General features: G+C 67.8%; 2 protein-coding genes. Both read left to right on the forward strand.

Translation table 11 applies throughout. The annotated features are described in order from the left end of the window. Positions 1-119 precede the first annotated feature (119 nt). Positions 120-1868, forward strand: coding sequence for an MOSC and FAD-binding oxidoreductase domain-containing protein (locus C1J01_RS46840; protein WP_111185475.1), 1749 nt, complete (start codon positions 120-122; stop codon positions 1866-1868). An 89-nt stretch (positions 1869-1957) separates the two neighbouring features. Continuing rightward, positions 1958-3388 carry an aminotransferase-like domain-containing protein gene (locus tag C1J01_RS46845; protein WP_111185477.1) on the forward strand — a complete coding sequence of 477 codons (1431 nt, stop codon included), beginning with the start codon at positions 1958-1960 and terminating at the stop codon, positions 3386-3388. Positions 3389-3480: the final 92 nt, after the last annotated feature.

The following is a 3480-nucleotide window of genomic DNA, read 5'->3' on the forward strand; positions in this document are numbered from 1 at the left end:
CTCCGGCGGCTTTCAGGGTGGCCAGCATCGGGATCCCTAAGCGGAGGGCATACAGGCCGGTCCGATTGTATAAGTACAATCTGTTGACGATGTGATTATTGTACCGTTACTTTTGCTTCATGGTGCTTAACTTCGGAGCGGTGCTCTCGGTCAATGCAGGAGAAGCGAAGCCGATGACCGTCCAAGGGGAGACGATCACCACGGGTTTCGACAAGCGCCCCATCGATGGCGCGGTGCAGGTCGAGGCGAGTGGGCTGGTCACTGACGACCATGTCGACGACGCAGACGATCTGGATCGTGCGCTGCTGTTCTACCAGCGCAGTTACTACGACAGCTGGAACAACGAGCTCGGTCGCGAGCTGCCGCACGGCACCTTCGGCGAGAATCTGACCATTGAGGGACCCGAGGACGACAAGGTCATGCTCGGCGACGAGCTGTGCATCGGCGAGGTACGCCTGAGGGTGACGCAGCCGCGCATCCCCTGCCGGAAGATGGCCGTCCGGCTCGGCCACGAAGGCTTCCCGAGTCGCTATCTGCGCAGCAGACGGGTGGGCTTCTTCTGCAGCGTGATGGAACCCGGTCTCGTACGGTCTGGGGACAAGATCGAGCTGGTGCACCGGGTCGAGGACGGCATCTCCATGGCCGACCTGGCCCGCGTCCTGCACCTGGAGCCGCCCAACGTCGAGTCGCTCAATCGCGTACTAGCCTGCTTCGCGCTGCCACCGGCCCTGCGTACCAAGGCCGAGAAGCTTCTCCGACGTGCCCAGGGAGACGACGGAGCGTGGTCCGGCGACCGTGCCCTCCTCGTCACGGCCCGCCGCCGGGAAGCAGTTGAGGTGGTCTCCCTCGACCTGGCCGACCCGGAGGGCACGCGCCTGCCGGACTTCGAGGCTGGGCAGTTCCTGACCCTGTCACTCGACGTGCCGGGCGCCGACAAGCCCCTCGTACGGACATATACCCTGGTCGGACGCAGCGAGGACGGCCACGGCTACCGCATTGCCGTCAAGCGCGAGCCTGCCCCGGCCGACTCGCCGGACGTCCCCGCCGGTATCGCTTCAGGGCATCTGCACGCGGCCGTCGGAGTGGGTTCACAGCTCCTGGCGCGCGCGCCGCGCGGGCGGTTCGCCGTCAAGCCGGGTCACCGGCCCGTGGTGCTCATCAGCGCAGGGATCGGGATCACTCCGATGCTCGCCATGCTCGAACATCTCGCGGCGCAGAAGCGCAAGTCCGGACGCCCAGTCCACTTCGTCCACGGAGCCCGCTCGTCGCACGAACTCGCCTTCGGGGCGCACGTGCGCCGCCTGGTCGCGTCCAGTGAACTGCTGCACAGCCATCTGCTGTTCAGCCGACCCGCGCCCGAGGACGTCCTCGGACGGCACTTCGACGAGGCCGGACGGGTCACCCCAGCCGTGCTGGAGCGGATCCTGCCGTCGCTGGAGGCGGACTACTACGTCTGCGGGCCGGCCGAGTTCATGGCGGACATCGTCACGGGCCTGATCCACCGGGGCGTTCCCCTTAACCAGGTGCACTACGAGTTCTTCGGGGCGGCGCGGTCCTTGCTCGGCGAGGAGAAGACGGAGGACGGTCCTGTGGCGACGGGCGCCGACGGACGGCCGATCGTCGTCACCTTCGCCCGGTCCGGGATCGCCGTTCCATGGCGCAAGAACACTTTCAGCCTGCTTGCCCTGGCCGAACAGGCCGGTCTGCGCCCCGAAGCCTCATGCCGCACCGGGCTGTGCGGAGCCTGCGTTTCCAGGATCGACGACGGCGAGGTCGAGTACGCGATCGACCCGATGTACGGTGTGCAGCCAGGACAGGTAACGGTGTGCTGTGCCCGTCCCAGCACGAGCGTCATGATCGACCTGTAGGCGATCGATTCGTCAGCAGTCGATCCTCGGAGAACCGATCTGAAGCGAGGGGCGATCCGCGCGAGAACGCCCTATGGAAGAGGAGGGTGATGTCGGCCGATCCCAGCCTGTTCGCGGACCTGCTGGATGAAGACGGGCAGACCGGACCGGTCTACCAGCGCATCGCGGAGGCGATCGCCACCGCCGTGACAACCGGCCGTCTGCTGGCGGGCGAGCGCCTGCCCACCCACCGTGAGCTGGCGCGCGAGCTAAGAGTTGCTGTTCCCACGGTCAGCCGCGCCTACCGCGAAGCCGAACAGCAGGGGCTGATCAGCAGCACCGTCGGGCGGGGCACCTTCGTATCCGGCGTCTCCGGCATCCCGCACCTGCGTGGCACACCGGCTCCCGGGCAGCCCGCAGATACCGGGCGGCTTGACATGGCGGTCAACGCCCCCGCGCGAGGGATGCATGAGGAACTGCTGCGCATGGCGCTCACCGCAGTCTCCACCTCCGCCGACGCCGGCACGCTCCTCGGCTACGAGGCCGACATCGGCAGCTACGACCACCGGAGCAGCGCGTGCAGGTGGCTGGCGCACGGCGGCCTGGATGTCGAGCCCCGGCAGGTGGCGATCTGTCATGGAGGCCAGCACGCGCTCCTGGTGGCGCTCACCGCGTCGCTGCGGGCAGGCGAGACGCTTCTCACCGAGGCGCTGACGTATCCTGGGGTCAAGTCCGCCGCCCAGTTGCTGGGTATCGGCCTCTCCGCCGTCGCCATGGACGCGCAGGGGCTGATCCCGGAGGCGCTGGAGGAGGCATGCGTATCCAGTACGGCGCCGCGGGCGCTGTACTGCATGCCGACGGCTCACAACCCGACAGCCGTCACCCTCTCACCGCAGCGTCGGCAGGCGATCGTCGACATCGCCCGCCGCCACGATCTAATGATCATCGAGGATGACGTCTTCGGACTGCTGGCCCAAGACGCCGTGACCCCTCTGGCCGCTCTGGCTCCCGAACGTACCCTGTACCTCACAAGCCTGTCGAAGACCATCGCGCCGGGGCTACGCTGCGGTTTCCTCGCCGGACCGCCGCAGCTGACCGATCGCCTCGGCGCCCTCGTCCGCGCCACCGTCTTCAACCCCTCACCGCTCTCGACGGCCGTCGCCATGCGCTGGCTCGACGACGGCACCGCGGACCGGCTGCTCGACTGGCAATGCGGGGAGATGGCGCGTCGGCGGACGGCGGCCGAGCACCTGCTGGGGGCCCATCCGGCGATCAGCCACGTCAGGAGCGCCGCCCTACACGCCTGGGTGGAAATGAGGGAACCGTGGACCGCGTCCGAGGTGGTCTCACTCGCCGACGGCCTGGGCATGACCATCAGCCCCACGATGTACTTCCTCGCCGGAAACCAAACTCTTCCCAGGGGTGTCAGGTTGTGCCTGGGCAACGCCGCCGACGTCGGCACCCTGACCACCGCACTCCGCACTCTCACCGAAGGCATGGAACGAGGCCGACCGACCTGGGCCTCGGGCACCCAGGTCTGATGCCTCTCGCGCGCAGCGGCACCACTCAGCACAGGCCACAGCCGCAGGAAGACCCTGACGGCCACCGTACGAAAGGGACCAAGGACCACTGC

The sequence above is a fragment of the Nonomuraea aridisoli genome (assembly GCF_003236395.1).
Classification (GTDB): Bacteria; Actinomycetota; Actinomycetes; order Streptosporangiales; family Streptosporangiaceae; genus Nonomuraea; species Nonomuraea aridisoli.